A 22,590-nucleotide genomic window follows, 5' to 3' on the forward strand; every position below is an offset into this window, starting at 1 on the left:
GATGATCGGTATCAGCTTCACCACGGCCACCCTGGCGGCGCGCAAGCGCATCGCCCTGGTGGCCCATGATCACTGCAAGGGTTTCTTGCTGGACTGGGCCGAGCGCCACAAATCGGAACTCAGCCAGCACGACCTGTGCGCCACCGGCACCACGGGCCTGCTCTTGAGCCAACGCCTTGGGCTGCCGATCGAAAGCATGATCAGCGGCCCGTTGGGCGGCGATCAGCAGGTGGGCGCCAGGATCGCGGAGCAGCGGGTCGACATGCTGGTGTTTTTCTGGGACCCGTTTGAACCCCAGCCCCATGATCCGGACATCAAGGCCTTGTTGCGGGTGGCTGCGGTCTGGAACATTCCGGTGGCCTGCAATGAGTGCAGCGCTGACTACCTGCTCAGCAGCCCCCTGATGAGCCAGCCCCACGAATACCGCATCCCGGATTACAGCGCGTACCTCAAAGGCCGCGTTTAACCATCCCTCTGTAGCCGCTGACGAGTAGAACGAGGCTGCGTCCGAGCGCGAAGCGGTCGCAGAATCGGTAGCTGCGAAGTGTCTGAACGTACGGGTTGCCCGGGTTTACGACGGCTTCGCCGCCGAACGCAGCCTCGCTGCGCTCCTCAGCGGCTACAGGTCAGGGGGCGTTCATCACGGGGCTAGCGTTTTTTGTTATTCATGGCTTTTCAAAACAGCGCTTGACCAACGGCATAGATGATAAGCATTATCATTCGCTCAAAATCGGTCGGGTAGCACTGTGAGTCAGTCCCACTTCAATCAAGTCTTCCTGACCCAGCGGGTCACCTTGCTGCGCACGCTGGAGCGGATGGTCAATAACCACAGCACCGCCGAAGACTTGCTGCAAGAAACCTACTTGCGCGTGACGCGGGCCTTGAGCGAGCGCTCCGTCGAACACCTTGAACCCTTTGTTTTCCAGACCGCACGCAACCTGGCGCTCGATCATCTGCGCGCCCGGCGCATTCAGTCACGCACCGTCGTCGAAGATGTGCCGCTGGAAGTCATCGAAGGCGTCGCCTCCCCTCTCAGCACCCCGGAAGAAGCCCATCAAGCCGCGCAATTACTGGAGCGTTTGAGTGTGAGCCTGAGCCAGCTAAGCGCCCGCCAACAGCGAATTTTCATCCTGAGCCGCCTTCATGGCTGCAGTTATCAGGAGATTGCCGAAGAGCTTGATGTGTCCTTGAGCACGGTTCAAAAGGAGCTCAAATTAATCATGGCAATCTGCATCGGGGTAGCCGACAGGCTGAATCGGCCTTAACCTTGACGGGCTATGCCTGTAAGAACGCTCTGTAACTGCCAAGGAACACCCGTGCCGGACACTCATAATTCTGCGCAAGACGTGCTGCAAGACAGCGCCATGGATCAGGCACTGGACTGGCTGATCACCCTTGAGTGTGCGAGCGACGAACAAAAAGCCGCCTTCCAAAACTGGCTCAATGCCGACCCTGCCCACGCCCTCGCCTTTGCCAAAGCCAATGCGATCTGGAATGGAGAGCCGGTTCTGGCTGCCGCGCAAACCCTGCAAACCCGCCGCACGCCACGCCTGTTGCAACGCATCGGGCGGCACTGGAAGCACCTGGCAACAGCGGCGGTCGTGATTCTTTGTGTCGGCAGTTACGGCAATGTGCCCTTGCGACTGCAAGCCGATCATCTGACCGTGGTCGGCGAGCGCCAGCGCCTGCAACTGGAAGACGGTTCAAAAGTACTGCTTAACACCAACTCCGCGTTCTCCAGCAAAGTGGTCAATGCCCAGGCCAGCGCTCGCCTGTACCAGGGCGAAGCGTACTTCGAAATCCCGGCCGACCTGGAACTGCCCATGGTTCTTGATGCTGGCCCCGTGCGTGTCAGTGTGCGCGATACCGACTTTGCCGTGAGCTACCTCAATGGCGAAGCCCAAGTGCGGGTGCAACGCGGCGATGTTGACTTGCGGGTGAGCAGTGTCGGCACGCAAATGCGTTTGTCTGCCGGTAACAGCGTGCGCATCGGCCCCAACGGATTCAGCAAGACCGCCAGGCTCAACCCCCAGACCGACCTGGCCTGGGTTCAAGGGCGCCTGGTGTTTGAAAACTGCCCGATGGGCAAAGTACTGGATGAAGTGCGCCGCTATTACCCCGGATGGATCGTCAGCAACAACGACAAACTGGCCAGCATTGCAGTGACCGGAAACTACCGGCTCGACCAGCCGCTGGACATCCTGCGCTCACTCGCCCACATCACCTCGAGCAACATCTCGGAATTCCCCGCGCTGGTCATTCTTAATTAGTTGTAAGTTTTTTTACGCGATAGCCACAGGTCGTTCGTCTCGTTGTAGTCAATGCAACTGATTCGCATTTTGAATCAGCTTCGCAACTATAAGATTCGTTCACCACGGAGCGCTATCAATGCCCACTCGTTTCAACAGCCGGTCCTCATCCAACGTCCGCACGGGCGGTTTGCAGCAGTGCACGTTGTCGTTGTTGACCGCTGCCATGCTCCTGGCCGGTGTACAGGCGGCTCCCGTCATGGCCGCGACCGATGGGCAGTCGGCCACCCGCTCCGTGGGCAATTACAAATTCGCGATTTCCCAGCAGCCGCTGGCGTCTGCCCTGAACGATTTCAGCGCCGTCACCGGCTGGCAGGTCGGGTTGCCGGCAGAGCTGGCGCAGAATGTGTCCTCGCCCGGCGTACGCGGCTCCCTGCCCCCGGAAAAAGCCCTTGAACGTCTGCTCATCGGTACCAACCTGGGCTACCGCAAACTGGGCAACAACAACATTGTGCTGGAAAAGCGCAGCAGCTCCACCGGCACCCTGGCCTTGCAACAAGTGACCATCAGCGCCACTCGCCAGGAACAGGACGTGAACTCGGTGCCCAGCACCGTCACCGTCCATGACCGCCAGGAGCTGGACCGCGATAACGTCAATACCATCAAGGATCTGGTGCGCTATGAGCCGGGTGTCACGGTAGGTGGCGCCGGTCAGCGCGGCGGTATCAGCAACTACAATATCCGCGGTATCGATGGCGACCGGATTCTGACCCAGATTGATGGCGTTGAAATCCCCAGCTCGTTCTTCAACGGCCCTTACGCCAAGACCCAGCGCAACTACGTCGACCCGGAAATCATCAAGCGTGTTGAAATCCTCCGTGGTCCGGCGTCAGTGCTGTATGGCAGCAACGCCATCGGCGGCGCCGTCAGCTACTTCACCCTGGACCCGGATGACATCATCAAGCCGGGCCAAGATGTCGGTGCCCGCCTGAAAACAGGCTACAGCTCGGCCGATCGCAGCTGGCTGAAATCCGGCACGGTGGCCGGTCGTTCGGGTGAATTCGATGGTTTGCTGCACCTGAGCCAGCGCGACGGGCATGAAACCAAATCTTATGGCGATCACGGCGGCACCGGCCTCTCCCGGACCGCGGCCAACCCCGAAGACGTGAAAACCACCAACGTGCTGGCCAAGGCCGGCTGGAACTACAACGATGACGATCGCCTGTCCTTCACCTACGAGAAGTACAAGGACCGTACTGATATCGATGTGAAAAGTGCCGTCGGTGGCCCGTTCAACAACGGCCAGCCGCTGGGCATGTATCGCTCCCGAACCGGCCAGGACACCATCACTCGCGAACGTTTCGGTGTGGAAAACAGCATGGTTCTCGACACCATGCTGACCGATCACTTCAAGTGGAGCCTGAACTACCAGATCGCCAAGACCGACCAGAACACCCTGGAAAACTACTTCCCCTTCACCCGCAATGTGATGCGCTCGCGCAACACTAAATATGAAGAAAAAATGTGGGTACTGGACGTCCAGGCGGACAAGGCTTTCCATATTGCCGACACCGATCACCTGCTGACCTATGGCGCCACCGTCAAGCATCAGAATGTCACCGGTTCGCGCAGCGGCTCGGGCACCTGCCTGGCAGTGGGCAGAGGCTGCACGGCTGTTGGCGCCAACAGCCCGAGCGATTATCTGGTCAAGTCCAGCGACTTCCCCGACCCGACCATCAACACCTACAGCCTGTTCGCCCAGGATCAGATCAGCTGGAACGACTGGACCTTCATGCCCGGTCTTCGCTACGACTACACCAAGCTGACGCCGCACGTCACACAGGAATTCCTCAATACCGTCAACAGTGACCAGCGAGGCACGGTGAACGACGATGAAAAAGTCTGGCATCGACTGTCGCCCAAATTTGGCGTGACCTACGCGTTCAACGATAACTACACGTGGTACGGCCAATACAGCGAAGGCTTCCGCACCCCAAGCGCCAAGGCCTTGTATGGTCGCTATGACAACCTTCAGGCGGGCTACACGGTCGAGCCAAACCCGAATCTGGAACCGGAAAAAAGCAAAAGCTACGAGACGGGCCTGCGCGGCAACTTTGAGGCGGGGTCATTCGACGTCGCAGTTTTCTATAACAAATACCGCGACTTCATCAATGAAGACGCCATCACCCCCGGCTACAACGAACTTGCGTTCCAGAGCAATAACATCAAGCACGCCACCATCAAGGGGGCTGAAGTCAAAGGCCGCTTGAACCTGGACGCCTTCGGCGCACCGCAGGGCCTCTACACCAAGGGCTCGGTGGCGTATGCCCACGGCCGCAACAACGACACTGGCCAGCCGATCAACAGCGTCAACCCGCTGACCGCCGTCATGGGCCTGGGCTACGAACAACAGAACTACGGTGGTCTGGTGAGCTGGACACTGGTCAAGAGCAAAAACCAGGTCGACGACAACACCTTCTTTTCCCCGGATGGCACCAGCAAACAGTTCAAGTCGCCGGGCTATGGCGTGCTCGACCTGACCGGTTTCTACAAGGTCACCCAGGACGTCACCGTCAATGCTGGCCTGTACAACCTGACCGACAAGAAATACTGGAACTGGGATGACGTGCGCGGTTACGACAGCGTGGGCGAAGCCGGTGTGCTGAACCCGGCCAATATGGAGCGCTTGACCGCTCCGGGCCGCAACTTCGCAATCAATCTGGTCTGGGATATCTGACCGCGCGCCTCACTGCGCAGACTTTTGTTCTGCGCAGTGAGGATTTTTTACTGTGATCCGTCTTCCTGATCGTCTAGTTACAAAGCGCATCTCATTCTCAAGGATATTGGCATGACCACTCCAGATTCCGCACCGCGTCCTTCCGAGCGCTCCAAGCGCCTGACCCTCGCCACCCGTGAGACTCACGACACCCTGGGCGAGAAAGTCATGGGCCGCGACCCCTTTGGCAGCCTCGAAAACTACACCCACTTCGCGACCGCCCAGTACCTGTTCCTGACCGAGCTGGCCGCGCTGCACACCGATCCACGCCTGACCCAGCACATCCCCAACTTGCCAGAGCGCTGCCGTGCAGAGCAAATCAAGGCTGACCTGATCGACCTGGGCGTCGAGCTGCCGACACCGGTTGCCGGCGCGGTCAATGCACCGAGCAAGGCACAGGCACTGGGTTGGGTATTTGTGTCCGAAGGCTCCAAGCTGGGCGCGGGCGTATTGATCAAGCAAGCCCGCCTCCTGGGCCTTAGCGAGACCCACGGTGCCCGTCACATGGGTGAACCTGCCGAAGGCCGTGGTCGTAACTGGAAGAGCTTTATCGAAATGCTCGACAGCGTCGAACTCACCCCAGAGGAAGATGCCGAGCTGGAACAAGCCGCCAACGATGCCTTCAGCCGCTTTACCTTCCTGCTGGAACAGACCTACGTGAAACAGCCAGAACTGGCTTAAGCTTGTTGCCCGGCCAGCACTCGCTGACCGGGCGTCCTTTACGCGTCTTGAGCTTATGACCCGCCAAACCCAATCCTCGTCGAAAATCGCGCGCATCCTGTTCGGCTTGCTGGCCTACGTGAGCCTGGGCATTGGCTTGATCGCGATTGTGATTCCGGGCCTGCCGACCACCGAATTCATTTTGCTCGCCGCCTGGGCCGCGACCAAAAGCTCTCCGCGCCTGAGTGCCTGGCTGGAAAACCACCGATTGTTCGGCCCTATCCTGACCAACTGGCGCAACGGCAAGATCATCAAGCGCAACGCCAAAATCAGCGCCACTGTCAGCATGTTGTTGTGTGCAGGGCTGATGCTTTATGTACTGGATCACAACTGGCCGGTGTTTCTGGCGATTGCCGGCATGAGCATGGGCAACCTGTGGATCTGGTCGCGGCCGGAGAATATGCCCGCAACCATTGCGACGACTAAACAGCTGTAGTCGCTGCCGCAGGCTGCGAGGGGATCGCAGGGTTTTCGAGAAAACGGTTTGCTACGCAACCCTTCGCAGCCTGCGGCAGCGACTACACAGCCTGCCTACAACGCCAACGCCCCGCTATACAGCGCATAAGCTGCCGCCATGGCAGCCAGCAGCACCATCGCGAATATGACTTTCTCCCAGGGTGTGAACAGTGTCTCGCCCTGTTCGCGTTTGGCCTTGGCAAAAAAGATGATCCCCGGCGCATACAGCAATGCCGAGAGCAGCAGGTACTTGGGCCCCGCCGCATACAACAGCCACATCGCGTAGATCAGCGCGACAGCCCCCACCAGCAGATCCTTGATGCGCCGCCGTCTCGCCCTCTCGTAAGTCTCACCCCTCACGCACAGCAGCACCCCATAGGCTGCCGACCACAGATAAGGCACCAGAATCATCGACGAGGCGAGGTAGATCAGGCTGGTGTAGGTCCCCGCTGACACCAGGGTAATCACCAGGAAAATCTGGATCATGGAGTTGGTCAACCACAGGGCATTGACCGGCACATGGTTGGCGTTTTCCTTTTTCAGGAACGCCGGCATGGTGTTGTCCCTGGCCGTGGCATACAGAATTTCGGCGCACAACAATGCCCACGACAACAACGCGCCCAGCAGCGAAATCGCCAGGCCGATACTGATCAGGATCGCACCCCACTCCCCCACCACATGCTTGAGCACACCGGCCATCGACGGGTTTTGCAGGTGTGCCAGCTCCGGCTGACTCATGATCCCCAGCGACAGCACGTTCACCAGCACCAATAGCGCCAGCACCCCGAGAAAGCCGATGACCGTGGCCTTGCCGACATCCGAGCGTTTTTCCGCACGGCCCGAGTACACACTGGCGCCTTCAATGCCGATAAAGACAAACACCGTGACCAGCATCATGTTGCGTACCTGGTCCATCACGCTGCCCAGACTTGGGGTTTCAGTGCCCCAAAAGTCCCGGGTGAAAATATCCGCTTTGAAGGCCACGGCGGTCAGCACGATAAACATCACGATCGGCACGATCTTGGCCACGGTGGTCAACTGGTTGATGAACGCCGCCTCCTTGATCCCGCGCAGCACCAGAAAATGCACTCCCCACAGCAGCAACGACGCACAGCCGATGGCGACAGGCGTGTTGCCCTGGCCAAACACCGGAAAAAAATACCCCAGAGTGCTGAACAGCAACACGAAATAGCCGACGTTACCCATCCAGGCACTGATCCAGTAACCCCAGGCGGACGAGAAGCCCATGTAGTCGCCGAAACCGGCCTTGGCGTAGGCATACACCCCCGAATCCAGTTCCGGCTTGCGGTTGGCAAGGGTCTGAAACACGAAGGCCAGCGCCAGCATGCCCACGGCAGTGATCGCCCAACCGATCAACACGGCACCACCCGCGGCACGCTCGGCGATATTTTGTGGCAACGAAAAAATCCCGCCGCCAATCATCGAGCCCACCACCAATGCAATCAAGGCGTTTAGCCGAAGCTTCTGCGTCTGTTGCGACATCGACACCTCTGAATGTGCTGGTTAGTTAATTCATCATTATCGGGTTTAAAACGTTCACCGACTAATTATATGTACCCGCCGAACGTTTAGTAGAGTTACGCAATAAGCCCGCCCTTATTAATAACGTTATTTTCTATTGAAACCTAAAAATCAGTACACATATAGATGACGATTTAATTTCATCGACAGGGGCATGAAACATGAAGATGACATTTGCAAATCTCAAAATACTGTCTAGCTTCAATCTCCACGACAACGCGATTAAGCAACGTATTAACACCTGCAAACATCTCTGGCGTAAGGCTTTGAGCAAGCGTCATAAAAATACGATATCGCGACCTTCCCCGCTCTACTGACAATGGAATGTAGTAATGCCCTGATCTATGTCAAATGGCTTGATTATCAATGGACTTAACTTCGAAGCCTCACTTCTCCTAGATTGGAGTCACTACAATGTCTGATACTCCTGGAAAACTGCGACTGGGTGCGCTGGTTGCTCTGGTAGTCGGTTCCATGATTGGCGGCGGTATTTTTTCATTGCCGCAAAACATGGCCGCCAGTGCTGATGTAGGTGCAATCCTGATCGGCTGGGCAATCACCGCAGTCGGTATGCTGACCCTCGCTTTTGTGTTCCAAACCCTCGCCAATCGCAAACCTGACCTGGACGGTGGTGTTTACGCCTACGCCAAGGCCGGCTTCGGCGATTACATGGGTTTCTCATCCGCATGGGGTTACTGGATCAGCGCCTGGCTGGGTAACGTCGGCTATTTCGTGTTGCTGTTCAGCACCTTGGGCTACTTCTTCCCGATCTTCGGCGAAGGCAACACCCCCGCCGCCATCATCGGCGCCTCGATCCTGCTGTGGGCCGTGCATTTCCTGGTACTGCGCGGGATCAAGGAAGCAGCCTTCATCAACCTGGTGACGACCGTTGCCAAGGTCGTACCGCTGGTCCTGTTTATTCTGATCGCCATCTTCGCGTTCAAACTGGACATCTTTACCAGTGACATCTGGGGCGTAAAAAACCCGGACCTGGGCAGCGTGATGGATCAGGTGCGCAACATGATGCTGGTCACCGTGTGGGTGTTCATCGGTATCGAGGGGGCAAGCATCTTCTCGTCCCGTGCCGAAAAACGCTCCGACGTAGGTCGGGCCACCGTGATCGGTTTTATCACCGTGCTGCTGCTGCTCGTACTGGTGAACGTACTGTCGCTGGGCATCATGACTCAGCCTGAACTGGCAAAACTGCAGAACCCGTCGATGGCGGCCGTGCTTGAGCATGTTGTCGGTCACTGGGGGGCGGTGCTGATCAGCGTCGGCCTGATCATCTCTCTGCTGGGTGCCCTGCTGTCCTGGGTGCTGCTGTGTGCCGAGATCATGTTCTCGGCCGCCAAAGACCACACCATGCCGGCCTTCCTGAAAAAGGAAAACGCCAACCATGTACCGGTCAACGCCCTGTGGCTGACCAACGCCATGGTGCAACTGTTCCTGATCATCACCCTGTTCTCGGCCAGTACTTATCTGTCACTGATCTACCTCGCGACCTCGATGATCCTGGTGCCTTACCTCTGGTCGGCGGCCTACGGCTTCCTGCTGGCAGTACGCGCCGAGACTTACGAGAACGCCCTGGCCGAACGCAAGAAAGACCTGATCATCGGTGGTATCGCGCTGATCTACGCCATCTGGCTGATCTATGCCGGCGGCCTCAAGTACCTGCTGCTCTCGGCCCTGCTGTATGCACCTGGCGCCATTCTGTTCGCCAAGGCCAAGCGTGAAAGCGGCCAACCTGTTTTCACCCACATCGAGAAAGTGATTTTTGCCGCAGTAGTGATCGGCGCCCTGGTGGCTGCCTATGGCCTCTACGACGGATTCCTGACCCTGTAACAACCTGTTTGTGTACTTTGGAGGATGACTGTAATGACCACGGAAAAAGTGAAGTTCGGCGTGCATTCCGAAGCCGGTAAGCTGCATAAGGTTATGGTGTGTTCCCCAGGCCTGGCTCACCAGCGCCTGACCCCAAGCAACTGCGATGAGCTGCTGTTCGATGACGTGCTGTGGGTCAATCAGGCCAAGCGTGACCACTTCGACTTCGTGACCAAAATGCGCGACCGCGGCATTGATGTGCTGGAAATGCACAACCTGCTGACCGATATCGTTGCCATTCCAGAAGCCCTGGACTGGATCCTGGACCACAAAGTGACACCGAATCAGGTGGGTGTGGGCCTGGTCAACGAAGTCAAATCATGGATCAAGAGCCTTGAGCCTCGCCAGGCAGCCGAATACCTGATTGGCGGTGTGTCGGCAGACGACCTGCCCGACAGTTTTGGTGGCAAGACCATCCAGATGTTCCGTGACTTTCTCGGTCACACCAGCTTTATCCTGCCACCGCTGCCCAACACCCAGTTCACCCGTGACACCACCTGCTGGATCTACGGTGGCGTGACGCTGAACCCGATGTACTGGCCGGCGCGTCGTCAGGAAACCCTGCTGACCACCGCGATCTACAAGTTCCACCCCGAGTTCACCAACGCCGACTTCCAGGTCTGGTACGGCGACCCGACTGTCGACCACGGCAATGCCAGCCTTGAAGGTGGCGACGTAATGCCCATCGGCAAAGGTGTGGTACTGATCGGCATGGGCGAGCGCACCTCGCGCCAGGCCATCGGCCAACTGGCGCAGAACCTGTTCAAGCATGGCGCCGTAGAACGCGTGATCGTTGCCGGCATGCCCAAGTCCCGCGCTGCGATGCACCTGGACACCGTGTTCAGCTTCTGCGACCGCGACCTGGTCACCATCTTCCCTGAAGTCGTGAACCAGATCGTTGCGTTCTCGGTGTACCCGGACGACAAGAAACACGGCGGCGTGGACGTGCGCCGTGAAGAAGGTCACTTCCTCGACGTCGTGGCCAAGGCCCTGGGCGTGAAAAAACTGCGGGTCGTCGAAACCGGCGGCAACTCCTTCGCGGCAGAACGCGAGCAGTGGGATGACGGCAACAACGTGGTCGCCCTGGAGCCTGGCGTGGTAATCGGCTACGACCGCAACACCTACACCAACACCCTGCTGCGCAAGGCGGGCGTTGAAGTCATCACCATCAGCGCCTCCGAACTGGGACGCGGCCGTGGCGGCGGTCACTGCATGACCTGCCCGATCGTACGTGACCCAATCGACTATTAAGTAACCCATTTGATTGCTTGCACGGCCCCCAAAAGGGGCCGGTGCAAGCCGGTTAACCCGAAACCAAGGAGATCACCATGGCTTTTAACATGAAAAACCGCAGCCTTCTGAGCCTGGTGCACCACACACCACGTGAGTTGCACTTCCTGCTCGATCTGTCCCGCGATCTCAAGCGCGCCAAGTACACCGGTACTGAAGAGCCGCACTTGAAAGGCAAAAACATTGCGCTGATCTTCGAAAAAACCTCGACCCGCACCCGCTGCGCGTTCGAAGTGGCGGCCCACGACCAGGGCGCACACGTGACGTACATCGACCCGGTTTCTTCGCAGATCGGTCACAAAGAAAGCATGAAAGACACCGCCCGCGTTCTGGGCCGCATGTTTGACGCCATCGAGTACCGTGGTTTTGAACAGGCCATCGTGGAAGAACTGGCCAAGTACGCTGGCGTACCGGTGTTCAACGGCCTGACCGCTGAATTCCACCCGACGCAAATGATCGCCGACGTGCTGACCATGCGTGAACACAGCGACAAGCCGCTGCACAACATCAGCTACGCGTACCTGGGCGATGCCCGCAACAACATGGGTAACTCGCTGCTGCTGATCGGCGCAAAACTGGGCATGGACGTACGTATCGCCGCACCGAAAAGCCTGTGGCCAGAAGAAGCGTTCGTTAAGCAGTGCCAGGAGTTCGCCAAGGAAAGCGGTGCCAAAATCACCCTCACCGAAGACCCTAAAGCGGCAGTCAAGGGCGTGGACTTTATCCACACCGACGTCTGGGTATCGATGGGCGAACCGGTCGAAGCCTGGAACGATCGCATCAAGCTGCTGCTGCCTTATCAGGTCAACAGCGACATGATCAAAGCGGCAGAAAACCCACGCGTGAAGTTCATGCACTGCCTGCCTGCGTTCCACAACTGTGAAACCAAAGTCGGCAAGGACGTGGCCGAGCACCATCCAAACCTGAAAAACGGCATTGAAGTGACCGAGGAAGTGTTTGAGTCCCCAGTCAATATCGCCTTCGAGCAAGCTGAAAACCGCATGCACACCATCAAGGCGATTCTGGTCGCGGCACTGGCTGATATCTAAGCCTGTCCACGGTAGTCATGTGAACGCATGACTACCGTGGGAGCGGGCTTGCGCGCGATGCAAGCCCGCTCCCACACACACGGCTCCCACACATTTAAAAGGATATTTTTTATGCGTATCGTCGTTGCACTGGGCGGTAACGCCCTCTTGCGTCGCGGACAGCCCATGACCGCAGAGAACCAGCGCGAAAACATCCAGACCGCTACCGCCCAAATCGCTCGCATAGCCCACGGCAATGAACTGGTAGTGGCCCACGGCAATGGCCCTCAGGTCGGCCTGCTATCGCTGCAAGCCGCCGCCTACACCGCCGTTGCTCCTTACCCGCTGGACGTGCTGGGCGCTGAAACCGAAGGCATGATCGGCTACATGATCGAGCAAGAGCTGGGCAACCTGCTGCCACCCGAAGCACCTTTCGCCACGCTGTTGACCCAGGTTGAAGTCGATCCAAAAGACCCGGCGTTCCAGAACCCGACCAAGCCGATCGGTCCGGTGTACACCGAAAGCGAAGCCAAGAGCCTGGCCGCAGAAAAAGGCTGGAGCATTGCTCCGGACGGCGACAAATTCCGGCGCGTGGTCGCCAGCCCTAAACCCAAGCGCATCTTCGAAATTCGCCCGATCAAATGGCTGCTGGAAAAAGGCACCATCGTGATCTGTGCGGGCGGTGGCGGTATCCCGACCATGTACGGCGAAGACGGCAAGCTCAGGGGGATTGAAGCGGTGATCGACAAGGACCTGGCGTCCTCGCTGCTGGCCCAACAGCTGGACAGCGACCTGCTGGTGATCGCCACAGACGTGAATGCGGCCTTTATTGACTGGGGCAAGCCAACCCAGAAAGGCATTGCCCAGGCCCATCCGGACGAACTGGAAAAACTCGGTTTTGCCTCGGGTTCAATGGGACCGAAAGTCGAAGCTGCTTGCGAGTTTGCCCGTAAAACCGGCAAGACCGCAGTGATCGGCGCACTGGCGGATATCGAAGCAATCGTTCAAGGTAAGGCCGGTACTCGGGTCAGCACCGAAAAACCGGGTATCACTTACTTTTGAGCCCCAGGGCAGGCCCAGGGGCCTGCCCTTTCCCATAGCATCAAGGAGTAACCCTATGGCCTCGTTCGAACCCGGTCACCTGCATATTCATCGCGAGCCGCTGCAACCGGGCGACTTTGGGTATGACATCAAGATTGATTACCAGGTCGTTCAGGATCCCAAGGAAGGCAAGTCGATGCAGTTCGACATGCATGGCCAGATCAACAAGAAGGACTTCAAAGAGTCGTTCACGCTGCCCAAGGACATGGCCTACAACTTTGCCCATGACGCTTTCCGGATTGCCGTCAAGCACGGCATTCCCAAAACCGCTGACATCCGCGCGATGCACGGTTACTACGACAAGATGTTTTCCGACGTCCTGGCCCAACTCAACCACAAGCCGGGTGATCCGATCAAACCAGAACATCTGGAGTAATTCAGCCACTTGATGGTGGCTGCGCTTTTGTGGGAGCGGGCTTGCTCGCGCTGGTGCCATCGCGGGCAAGCCCGCTCCCACGGAATTTCACCTATCTCCCCCACCAAGGCATACTGGCCATCCCTGCTGGCCAGAAGTGTTTGCCGTTCCCATGCGTATCCATGTCAGTTTCATCGACCGTGTCGGCATCACCCAGGAAGTCCTGGCGTTGCTGGGCGGGCGTAACCTCAATCTGGATGCGGTGGAGATGGTCCCGCCCAACGTGTATATCGACGCCCCGACCCTGAGCCCGCAAGTACTCGACGAACTGCGAGAAGCGCTGTTCGGGGTCAGGGGTGTGCAGACCGTGACCGTGGTCGATATCCTTCCCGGCCAGCGTCGCCACCTGCAACTCGATGCCCTGCTCGCCGCCATGACCGATCCGGTATTGGCGCTGGACAGCGAGGGCCATGTGCTGCTGGCCAACCCGGCACTGGTGGCCTTGTATGGCCGAGAGCCGACCGGCGAAAGTATCGGCGAGCTGTTCAGCGACCCCGGACTGCTGGCTGTGTTGCTGGAAAACGGCTTTCGCCTGCCATTGCGCGAAGTCACGCTCAATGGCCATCCGTTGATGCTCGATGCCACCCCGATAACCGATGCAGGCGCCCTGCTGACCCTTTACCAACCAAGCCGTATCGGCGAACGCCTGGCTGCGCTGCACCACGATCACGCTGAAGGCTTTGATGCCCTGCTGGGCGACTCACCCGCCATTCGCACGCTCAAAGCCCGGGCGCAGCGTGTGGCGGCCCTGGACGCGCCCTTGTTGATCCAGGGTGAAACCGGCACCGGCAAGGAACTGGTCGCCCGTGCCTGCCATGCCATCAGCGACCGCTTTGGCGCGCCGTTTCTGGCCCTCAACTGCGCTGCACTTCCGGAAAACCTGGCCGAAAGCGAACTGTTCGGCTATGCCCCCGGGGCCTTCACCGGCGCACAGCGCGGCGGCAAACCGGGACTGATGGAACTGGCCAACAACGGCACGGTTTTTCTCGACGAAATCGCTGAGATGTCGCCCTACCTGCAAGCCAAGCTGCTGCGTTTTCTCAATGACGGCAGCTTCCGGCGGGTGGGCGGCGAGCGCGAGGTCAAGGTCAATGTGCGCATCCTCAGCGCCACTCACCGCAACCTCGAAAAAATGGTCAACGAGGGCACGTTTCGTGAAGACCTGTTCTACCGCTTGAACGTACTCAACATCGAAGTGCCGCCCCTGCGCGAGCGCGGCCAGGACATTTTGCTGCTGGCCCGCGCCTTCATGCAGCAGGCCTGCACCCAGATCCAGCGTCCGGTGTGCCGCCTGGCGCCCGGGACCTACCCGGCCCTGCTGGGCAACCGCTGGCCCGGCAACGTGCGCCAGTTGCAGAACGTGATCTTTCGCGCTGCCGCCATTTGCGAAAGCACCCTGGTCGACATTGGCGATCTGGACATTGCCGGCACGTCGGTTGCACGCCAAAGCGACGGCGAGGTTGAAACCCTGGAACACGCCGTTGAAACCTTCGAAAAGGCACTCCTGGAAAAGCTCTACGTCAGCTACCCCTCGACGCGCCAACTGGCTAGTCGCCTGCAGACCAGTCATACCGCCATTGCCCACCGATTGCGCAAGTACGGCATCCCGGGCAAAGCCTGAGGCTCACCCCCTTGTGGGAGCGGGCTTGCTCGCGATGGCATAAGCGCGGCAAGCCTGAAATACCTCGCCGAAGCATCGCAGGCAAGCCAGCTCCCACAGAAAAGCCCAAAGACTTGTATCGAATTCACTCCAGCGGAACGAATTCGATACATACCCTCTGCACCCATACTGCGCAAGGCTTTGATCCTCTTGGATTTTTCCATGCCCCATAGACTGTATCGATTTCGCTACACAGCTATCTGCCAGCGCCCTTCAACCAGCATACAAGCCATTGATAAATAACGACATTTTTAAACTGGCAACCATCTTGCAGTGAACTCCTCCATAAGCTCGAGCTGCACGAGCATTTACCTGTGACCACCAGACATGTCTGGCCCTGAGGAGTTTCCATGAGCGAATTGCGTTTTACTGAAGACCACGAATGGCTGCGCGCCGAAGCCGATGGCAGCGTAACTGTTGGGATTACCGCGTTTGCGCAAAACGCTCTGGGTGATGTGGTATTTGTGCAATTGCCTGAGTTGCAGTCCTACGACAAGGGCGCAGAAGCCGCCACCGTTGAGTCGGTCAAGGCGGCCAGTGGCGTGTACATGCCTCTGGACGGTGAAGTGCTCGAAGTCAACCCGGCACTGGACAGCAGCCCGGAACTGGTCAACGAAGACCCGCTGGGTCAGGGCTGGTTCTTCCGCTTCAAGCCCGCCGACGCCGACGCTGTAGGCCAACTGCTCGATCAGGACGCCTACGACCGCCTGATCAAAGCCCAAGACGACAACTGAGAAGCCTGCCATGACCCTTAATCTCAGCACTGCCAATGAATTTATCGCGCGCCACATCGGCCCGCGCCAGGCCGATGAACAGGCGATGCTCGCCACCCTCGGCTTTGATTCCCTTGAAGGCCTCAGCGCCAGCGTAATCCCGGAAAGCATCAAGGGCACCAGCGTGCTCGACTTGCCGGCCGGTCTGAGCGAAGCCGACGCACTGGCTTCGATCAAGGCCATCGCCGCCAAGAACACAGTGTGCAAAACCTATATCGGTCAAGGCTATTACAACTGCCACACCCCTTCTCCGATCTTGCGCAACCTGCTGGAAAACCCGGCCTGGTACACCGCCTACACGCCGTATCAGCCTGAAATCTCCCAAGGTCGTCTCGAAGCCCTGCTTAACTTCCAGACCCTGATCAGCGACCTCAGCGGCCTGCCGATTGCCAACGCTTCGCTGCTCGACGAAGCCACCGCCGCTGCCGAAGCGATGACCTTCTGCAAACGCCTGAGCAAGAACAAAACCAGCCACCGCTTCTTTGCTTCCAGCCACTGCCACCCGCAAACCCTTGACGTGCTGCGTACCCGTGCCGAGCCGCTGGGCATTGAGGTTGTGGTCGCCGACGAGCGCGAACTGACTGACGTGACGGCCTACTTCGGTGCCCTGCTGCAATACCCGGCCAGCAACGGCGACGTGTTTGATTACCGCGAACTGGTTGAGCGCTTCCATACCGCCAACGCACTGGTGGCGGTTGCCGCCGACCTGCTGGCCCTGACCCTGCTCACACCTCCGGGCGAGTTCGGCGCGGACGTGGCCATCGGCAGCGCCCAACGCTTTGGCGTGCCACTGGGTTTCGGTGGCCCCCATGCCGCCTACTTCGCCACCCGTGACGCGTACAAGCGCGACATGCCGGGGCGTCTGGTCGGTGTTTCGGTTGACCGTCACGGCAAACCGGCACTGCGTCTGGCCATGCAAACCCGCGAGCAACACATCCGTCGCGAGAAGGCCACGAGCAACATCTGCACCGCCCAGGTGCTGCTGGCCAACATCGCCAGCATGTACGCCGTGTACCACGGTCCCAAGGGCCTGATCCAGATCGCGCAGCGCATTCACCAGTTGACCGCGATTCTGGCCCAGGGCCTGAGTGCGCTGGGGCTGGCCGTCGAGCAAACACATTTCTTCGACACCCTGACCCTCAACACCGGCGACAACACCGCAGCCCTGCACGACAGGGCTCACGCACAGGGCATTAACCTGCGTGTGATCGACGACCAGCATCTGGGCCTGTCGCTGGATGAAACCAGCAGCGAGTCCGATGTGGTTGCCCTGTGGGCCCTGTTCGCCGCTGATGGCCAGGCCCTGCCTGACTTTGACGATCTGGCAAATACCGTCACTGGCACCCTGCCAGAGGCCTTGCTGCGCCAATCGCCGATCCTCAGCCACCCGGTATTCAACCGTTACCACTCCGAAACCGAGCTGATGCGCTACCTGCGCAAGCTGGCCGACAAGGATCTGGCGCTGGACCGCACCATGATTCCGCTGGGCTCGTGCACCATGAAGCTCAACGCTGCCAGCGAAATGATCCCGGTCACCTGGGCCGAGTTCGGCAACCTGCACCCGTTTGCGCCTGCCGAGCAAAGCCAGGGCTACCTGCAACTGACTACCGAACTGGAAGCCATGCTCTGCGCGGCCACCGGCTACGACGCCATCTCCCTGCAACCGAACGCCGGTTCCCAGGGCGAGTACGCCGGTCTGCTGGCCATTCGTGCCTACCACCAGAGCCGTGGCGAAGAGCGCCGTGATATCTGCCTGATCCCGTCCTCGGCCCACGGCACCAACCCGGCAACCGCCAACATGGCCGGCATGCGCGTGGTGGTCACTGCCTGTGACGCTCGCGGCAACGTGGACATTGAAGACCTGCGCGCCAAGGCCCTGGAGCACCGCGATCACCTCGCCGCGCTGATGATCACCTACCCGTCGACCCACGGTGTTTTCGAAGAAGGCATCCGCGAAATCTGCGGCATCATTCATGACAATGGCGGCCAGGTGTACATCGACGGCGCCAACATGAACGCGATGGTGGGCCTGTGCGCACCGGGCAAGTTCGGCGGCGACGTGTCCCACCTCAACCTGCACAAGACATTCTGCATTCCCCACGGCGGTGGCGGCCCGGGCGTTGGCCCGATTGGCGTCAAGTCTCACCTTACGCCGTTCCTGCCGGGTCACGCGGCAATGGAGCGCAAGGAAGGCGCGGTCTGCGCAGCACCGTTCGGCAGCGCCAGCATTCTGCCGATCACCTGGATGTACATCAGCATGATGGGCGGCGAAGGCCTCAAGCGTGCTTCGCAACTGGCCATCCTCAACGCCAACTACATCGCCCGCCGCCTTGAAGAGCATTACCCGGTGCTGTACTCGGGCAGCAACGGCCTGGTTGCACACGAGTGCATTCTGGACCTGCGCCCGCTCAAGGAAACCAGCGGGATCAGCGTCGACGACGTGGCCAAGCGCCTGATCGATTTCGGCTTCCACGCTCCGACTATGTCGTTCCCGGTCGCGGGCACGCTGATGATCGAGCCGACCGAAAGCGAGTCCAAGGAAGAGCTGGACCGCTTCTGTAACGCCATGATCTGCATCCGCGAAGAAATTCGCGAAGTCGAAAGCGGCGGTCTGGACAAGGAAGATAACCCGCTGAAAAACGCGCCCCACACCGCGGCTGAAATAGTCGGTGAATGGACCCACCCTTACAGCCGCGAGCAAGCGGTGTACCCGGTTGCGTCCCTGATCGAAGGCAAGTACTGGCCACCGGTCGGGCGGGTCGACAACGTGTTCGGCGACCGCAACCTGGTGTGCGCATGCCCGTCGATCGAGAGCTATCAGGAGGCGTAAGCAAGACTTGTAGTCGCTGCCGCAGGCTGCGTTGGGGACCGCAGGGTTTTCAAAAAAACGGGTTGCTTAGCAACCCTTCGCAGCCTGCGGCAGCGACTACAGGTTATTTTTTGCCAATAAACCTATAAGAAACCGGAGAACCCTATGTCGTTAAGCGTGTTCGACCTGTTCAAGATTGGCATCGGCCCTTCCAGTTCCCATACCGTCGGCCCCATGCGCGCAGCTGCGCGTTTTGTCGAAGGTCTGCGCCGTGATGAGCTGTTGCAACACACCGCCTGCGTAAAAGTTGAACTCTACGGCTCCCTTGGCGCCACCGGCAAAGGACACGGCAGCGACAAGGCCGTGTTGCTGGGGCTTGAAGGCGAGCACCCGGACACCGTCAACACCGATACCGTGGCCGAACGTCTGGCTGCCATTCGCAACAGCGGGCGCTTGAACCTGCTGGGCGAACACCCCATCGATTTCAACGAAAAATCCCACTTGGCGATGATTCGCAAACCCCTGCCCTACCATCCCAACGGCATGATTTTCAGGGCGCTGGATGCCGCCGGCATCCAGATCCGCAGCCGCGAGTATTACTCGGTCGGTGGCGGCTTTGTGGTGGATGAAGGCGCCGCGGGCGCTGACCGTATCGTCGAAGACAGCACCCCGCTGCAATACCCCTTCAAGACCGCCAAGGATTTATTGCGCCATTGCGTCACTCATGACCTGTCGATCAGTGAAGTGATGATGGCCAACGAAAGCGCCTGGCGCCCCGAGGCCGAGACCCGCGCCGGCTTGCTGAATATCTGGCAAGTGATGCAGGACTGCGTGAGTGCGGGTTGCCGCAACGAAGGCATTTTGCCCGGTGGGCTGAAGGTCAAGCGACGGGCCGCTGCACTGCACCGTCAACTGTGCAGCAACCCCGAGGCCGCCTTGCGCGATGCGCTGTCGGTACTGGACTGGGTCAACCTGTACGCACTGGCCGTCAATGAAGAAAACGCCAATGGCGGACGCGTGGTCACCGCCCCCACCAACGGCGCGGCCGGGATCATTCCTGCCGTGTTGCATTACTACATGCGCTTTATCGGCGGAGCCAACGAAGACGGGGTGGTGCGCTTTCTGCTGACTGCCGCCGCCATCGGCATTTTGTACAAGGAGAACGCCTCGATCTCGGGCGCCGAAGTCGGCTGTCAGGGCGAGGTCGGCGTGGCCTGCTCAATGGCTGCAGGCGCGCTGTGTGAAGTGTTGGGCGGCACCGTGCAGCAAGTCGAGAACGCGGCCGAAATCGGCATGGAGCACAACCTCGGCCTGACCTGCGACCCGATTGGCGGCCTGGTGCAAGTGCCGTGTATCGAGCGCAACGCGATGGGTTCGGTCAAGGCGATCAACGCCGTACGCATGGCCCTGCGTGGCGACGGCCAACACTTTGTGTCCCTGGACAAAGTTATCCGCACCATGCGCCAGACCGGCGCCGACATGAAAAGCAAATACAAGGAGACCGCTCGCGGCGGTCTGGCTGTAAACATTATTGAGTGCTGATTTTCAAGGAGTCTGGAATGTCCACCGAACAACTGCTTAAAACCCCGCTGCACGCACTGCACCTTGAACTCGGTGCCCGCATGGTGCCATTTGCCGGCTACGACATGCCCGTGCAGTACCCGCTCGGCGTGATGAAAGAGCACCAGCACACCCGTGAACAGGCCGGGTTGTTTGATGTCTCCCACATGGGCCAGATTCGCCTGACCGGCGCTGATGCAGCCAGGGCACTGGAAGCCCTGGTACCGGTCGATATCATCGATCTGCCAGCAGGCATGCAGCGCTATGCCATGTTCACCAACGAACAGGGCGGCATCCTCGATGACCTGATGGTTGCCAACCTGGGTAATGACGAGCTGTTCCTGGTGGTTAACGCCGCCTGCAAGGATCAGGACCTGGCCCATCTGCGCAAGCACTTGAGCGCCCACTGCCAGATCCAGCCGCTGTTTGAAGAGCGCGCCCTCCTCGCCCTGCAAGGCCCGGCAGCCGTCAACGTGCTGCAACGCCTGGCACCGGAAGTGGCAAAAATGACCTTCATGCAATTTGCCCCGGTGACGTTACTGGGCGCTGACTGCTACGTCAGCCGCTCGGGTTATACCGGCGAAGACGGCTTTGAGATCTCAGTCCCTGCTGATCGCGCCGAAGAGCTGGCTCGTCGCCTGCTGGCTGAGCCAGAAGTGCAGGCAATCGGCCTGGGCGCTCGGGACTCCCTGCGTCTGGAAGCGGGCCTGTGCCTGTACGGCCACGACATGAACGACACCACCACGCCGATTGAAGCCAGCCTGCTCTGGGCCATCTCCAAGGCCCGCCGTGCAGACGGCCCTCGTGCCGGTGGCTTCCCGGGCGCCGAAACCATCTTCGCGCAGCAGCAGAACGGTGTTGCCCGCAAGCGCGTGGGCTTGTTGCCACAAGAACGTACACCGGTGCGTGAAGGCGCTGAAATTGTCGATGCCGACGGCACGGTGATTGGCACCGTTTGCAGCGGCGGCTTTGGCCCGACTCTGGGCTCGCCTCTGGCAATGGGTTATCTGGATATCGCGTTCACGCCAGTGGACACTGAAGTCTGGGCGATCGTGCGAGGCAAACGCGTACCGATGAAAGTGTCGAAAATGCCGTTTGTCGCGCAACATTATTACAGAGGTTAAGCCCTCACTCTAGCGCGTTGCATGTTCCTGGTACTTTCAGGGCATGCAACTGCTAAAACCGCCTTTAACTTTCGATAGCGAACACACTGTTTTAAACACGAAAACAATTGAACCCGCCTATGATTAACCTTCACTTATAACTTCATCGCCTATGTTAATAACCCGGTTTACGGGGTTATTCGAGGGGCTTGTTTTTTCAATTCCAGTTTCGTAGAGTTTGCCCACTGTGTTTGCATGGGTCGCTGGAATCGTGACCTGGGCAGTAGCTCTAAGTTTGCTACACCCGTTCTGCGTCTCTTACTTTCCTGCAACCCAGCACCAGTACTCTTTCATGTGAAAGAGGCTGTCATTAATTGTTAGCGTCAAGGAATTAAGAAATGTCCCAACGTCAGAGCGGTACCGTCAAGTGGTTTAACGACGAGAAAGGATTTGGCTTTATCACCCCGGAAAGCGGTCCGGACCTGTTCGTGCACTTCCGTGCCATTCAGGGCAACGGCTTCAAAAGCCTGAAAGAAGGCCAGAAAGTGACCTTCATCTCAGTTCAAGGCCAAAAAGGCTTGCAGGCTGACGAAGTTCAAGCCGAAGGCTGATCTCGTACACAAAAGCCTCTGATGGTGACATCAGAGGCTTTTTTATGGCTGTAATTCCGTAAGATGGCGTTTTTCCTTCACGAGACCCTGCCATGTCGAAACAACCACTTAGACCCCAAGGCGATTTTCCCGCCGTTGGCCTGGGGCGCCGCCTGGCAGCCATGTTTTATGACTTTCTGCTGTGTACCGCCTTGCTGATCGTCACCACCTTTATCTACAAGCTGATCATGATGAGCTTTATCGGCGAAGCCAAAATGAGGGCGCTGTCAGAAGCCGGCGCTCTGGATGGCGACCCGCTGCTCTCAACCATCCTGTTCTTTGTCCTGTTCGGTTTTTTTGCCAAGTTCTGGACTCACTCCGGGCAAACCCTGGGCATGCAGGTCTGGGGCATACGCGTACAGAACGCGGACGGCACGGCCATCAGCCTGTGGCAGGCCTTGCTGCGCTTTATCGTCTCTATCGGCTCATGGCTGTGTCTGGGGCTGGGGTTCATCTGGTCGGTATTCGACAAGCAAAACCGCACCTGGCATGACATGTATTCCAACTCTCAGTTGGTACGGATCCCCAAGCCAAAGAAATAAAAAAAGCCCGTATCTCTCGATACGGGCTTTTTTGT

19 protein-coding genes are annotated in these 22,590 nt (G+C 58.8%); 18 read left to right on the plus strand and 1 reads right to left on the minus strand.

The features are described 5' to 3' along the window. The first annotated feature begins 1 nt into the window (after window position 1). The 6 genes from KO536_RS21680 (at window position 2) to KO536_RS21705 (ending at window position 6,181) form a co-directional block, all read left to right on the plus strand. Window positions 2-466: a methylglyoxal synthase gene (locus tag KO536_RS21680; RefSeq protein WP_219262910.1), complete on the plus strand. Its 465-nt coding sequence runs from the start codon at window positions 2-4 to the stop codon at window positions 464-466. A gap of 280 nt (window positions 467-746) precedes the next feature. Then, the gene (locus tag KO536_RS21685) at window positions 747-1,265 is read left to right on the plus strand and encodes an RNA polymerase sigma factor (protein ID WP_133077264.1); all 519 of its coding nucleotides are present in this window, start codon (window positions 747-749) and stop codon (window positions 1,263-1,265) included. Between the two features lie 99 nt (window positions 1,266-1,364). Then, the gene (locus KO536_RS21690) at window positions 1,365-2,270 is read left to right on the plus strand and encodes a FecR domain-containing protein (protein WP_257623035.1); all 906 of its coding nucleotides are present in this window, start codon (window positions 1,365-1,367) and stop codon (window positions 2,268-2,270) included. A gap of 118 nt (window positions 2,271-2,388) precedes the next feature. Beyond that, the gene (locus KO536_RS21695) at window positions 2,389-4,986 is read left to right on the plus strand and encodes a TonB-dependent receptor (RefSeq protein ID WP_219262912.1); all 2,598 of its coding nucleotides are present in this window, start codon (window positions 2,389-2,391) and stop codon (window positions 4,984-4,986) included. Window positions 4,987-5,097: 111 nt separating this feature from the next. After that, window positions 5,098-5,706, plus strand: coding sequence for a biliverdin-producing heme oxygenase (locus KO536_RS21700; RefSeq protein WP_133077261.1), 609 nt, complete (start codon window positions 5,098-5,100; stop codon window positions 5,704-5,706). Window positions 5,707-5,761: 55 nt separating this feature from the next. After that, entirely contained in the window at window positions 5,762-6,181 is a 420-nt protein-coding gene (locus tag KO536_RS21705; RefSeq protein ID WP_133077260.1) for a YbaN family protein, read from the plus strand. 95 nt (window positions 6,182-6,276) lie between these two features. On the opposite strand, the gene arcD (KO536_RS21710) is transcribed toward KO536_RS21705, so the two are convergent. Further along, the gene (gene arcD / locus KO536_RS21710; protein ID WP_133077259.1) at window positions 6,277-7,704 is read right to left on the minus strand and encodes an arginine-ornithine antiporter; all 1,428 of its coding nucleotides are present in this window, start codon (window positions 7,702-7,704) and stop codon (window positions 6,277-6,279) included. A gap of 453 nt (window positions 7,705-8,157) precedes the next feature. Between arcD (KO536_RS21710) and arcD (KO536_RS21715) the strand changes: the two genes are divergently transcribed. From arcD (KO536_RS21715) to KO536_RS21770, 12 genes are all read left to right on the plus strand, one after another. Beyond that, window positions 8,158-9,585 carry an arginine-ornithine antiporter gene (arcD, locus tag KO536_RS21715; RefSeq protein WP_133077258.1) on the plus strand — a complete coding sequence of 476 codons (1,428 nt, stop codon included), beginning with the start codon at window positions 8,158-8,160 and terminating at the stop codon, window positions 9,583-9,585. 33 nt (window positions 9,586-9,618) lie between these two features. Further along, on the plus strand, window positions 9,619-10,875 hold the full coding sequence (gene arcA, locus KO536_RS21720; RefSeq protein WP_133077257.1) for an arginine deiminase: 1,257 nt from the start codon (window positions 9,619-9,621) through the stop codon (window positions 10,873-10,875). A 77-nt stretch (window positions 10,876-10,952) separates the two neighbouring features. Continuing rightward, the gene (locus tag KO536_RS21725) at window positions 10,953-11,963 is read left to right on the plus strand and encodes an ornithine carbamoyltransferase (RefSeq protein WP_133077256.1); all 1,011 of its coding nucleotides are present in this window, start codon (window positions 10,953-10,955) and stop codon (window positions 11,961-11,963) included. Between the two features lie 111 nt (window positions 11,964-12,074). Beyond that, window positions 12,075-13,004: a carbamate kinase gene (gene arcC / locus KO536_RS21730; RefSeq protein WP_133077255.1), complete on the plus strand. Its 930-nt coding sequence runs from the start codon at window positions 12,075-12,077 to the stop codon at window positions 13,002-13,004. Window positions 13,005-13,059: 55 nt separating this feature from the next. Next, window positions 13,060-13,419 carry a DUF5064 family protein gene (locus KO536_RS21735; RefSeq protein ID WP_133077254.1) on the plus strand — a complete coding sequence of 120 codons (360 nt, stop codon included), beginning with the start codon at window positions 13,060-13,062 and terminating at the stop codon, window positions 13,417-13,419. Between the two features lie 151 nt (window positions 13,420-13,570). Further along, on the plus strand, window positions 13,571-15,079 hold the full coding sequence (locus tag KO536_RS21740; protein ID WP_219262913.1) for a sigma-54-dependent transcriptional regulator: 1,509 nt from the start codon (window positions 13,571-13,573) through the stop codon (window positions 15,077-15,079). A 389-nt stretch (window positions 15,080-15,468) separates the two neighbouring features. Continuing rightward, entirely contained in the window at window positions 15,469-15,852 is a 384-nt protein-coding gene (gene gcvH / locus KO536_RS21745) for a glycine cleavage system protein GcvH (protein WP_133077668.1), read from the plus strand. 10 nt (window positions 15,853-15,862) lie between these two features. Beyond that, window positions 15,863-18,721: an aminomethyl-transferring glycine dehydrogenase gene (gene gcvP / locus KO536_RS21750; protein ID WP_133077669.1), complete on the plus strand. Its 2,859-nt coding sequence runs from the start codon at window positions 15,863-15,865 to the stop codon at window positions 18,719-18,721. A 144-nt stretch (window positions 18,722-18,865) separates the two neighbouring features. Further along, window positions 18,866-20,242 (plus strand): L-serine ammonia-lyase, encoded by a 1,377-nt coding sequence (locus KO536_RS21755; protein ID WP_133077670.1) that lies wholly within the window; start codon window positions 18,866-18,868, stop codon window positions 20,240-20,242. Window positions 20,243-20,259: 17 nt separating this feature from the next. Continuing rightward, the gene (gcvT, locus tag KO536_RS21760) at window positions 20,260-21,384 is read left to right on the plus strand and encodes a glycine cleavage system aminomethyltransferase GcvT (RefSeq protein ID WP_219262914.1); all 1,125 of its coding nucleotides are present in this window, start codon (window positions 20,260-20,262) and stop codon (window positions 21,382-21,384) included. A 377-nt stretch (window positions 21,385-21,761) separates the two neighbouring features. Beyond that, the gene (locus KO536_RS21765; RefSeq protein ID WP_019822293.1) at window positions 21,762-21,974 is read left to right on the plus strand and encodes a cold-shock protein; all 213 of its coding nucleotides are present in this window, start codon (window positions 21,762-21,764) and stop codon (window positions 21,972-21,974) included. A gap of 92 nt (window positions 21,975-22,066) precedes the next feature. Further along, window positions 22,067-22,555 carry an RDD family protein gene (locus tag KO536_RS21770; protein WP_219262915.1) on the plus strand — a complete coding sequence of 163 codons (489 nt, stop codon included), beginning with the start codon at window positions 22,067-22,069 and terminating at the stop codon, window positions 22,553-22,555. The last annotated feature ends 35 nt before the right edge of the window (window positions 22,556-22,590 follow it).

This window comes from Pseudomonas sp. NKUCC02_KPG (assembly GCF_019345465.1).
Classification (GTDB): domain Bacteria; phylum Pseudomonadota; class Gammaproteobacteria; order Pseudomonadales; family Pseudomonadaceae; genus Aquipseudomonas.